The 519-nt window shown below is 40.5% G+C and carries 1 protein-coding gene and 1 tRNA gene; both read left to right on the top strand.

Annotated features, from left to right (window positions below; translation table 11 throughout):
* Window positions 1-255, top strand: a 255-nt coding sequence (locus QGG57_07155; protein MDP7007929.1) for a hypothetical protein, incomplete at its 5' end; no start/stop codon positions are given.
* Between the two features lie 8 nt (window positions 256-263).
* Window positions 264-340, top strand: a tRNA-Arg gene (locus QGG57_07150).
* The last annotated feature ends 179 nt before the right edge of the window (window positions 341-519 follow it).

The following is a 519-nucleotide window of genomic DNA, read 5'->3' as shown; positions in this document are numbered from 1 at the left end:
CAGGAAGGAAGCTTCCCCGAAAAACTAATTGATGAAATAAGATTGCCTCAAATCTCCGTAAATGATGAGATTCAAAAAGAAATTGAAGAAAAGCATGCCAATATCCTTGATGAACGACCAATCCCTGATTTGTTAGAAACTGCAGACTTGATAGATAGTCTTAAAGATCTGAAAGCTCCCCTAATGGGTAAACTTTACGAAGAGAAAGTAAAGGAGAAGCCTGACTTAAATAAAAATTTTACAGCTGAAGAATAAGGTTCTATGGGCACGTGGCCTAGCCAGGAATGGCGGCTGCCTCCTAAGCAGCAGGTCGAGGGTTCAAATCCCTCCGTGCCCGCCAAATACACTATTTTAATAAAAAGGTTAAGTTATATATATGCTCCTTCTACGGAAGGTCCGCATGATTAGGAAATCACCATTAAAAGACAACGGTCTCAAAGATGGTAACGGATTAACCAACGGTAACGGATTAACCAACGGTAACGGATTAACCAACGGAAACGGATTAACTAACGGTAA

This window comes from Candidatus Poseidoniia archaeon (assembly GCA_030748895.1).
Taxonomy (GTDB): Archaea; Thermoplasmatota; Poseidoniia; order MGIII; family CG-Epi1; genus UBA8886.
Note: the sequence above shows the minus strand (reverse complement) of the source record. Positions and strands in the feature narration are given on the sequence as shown.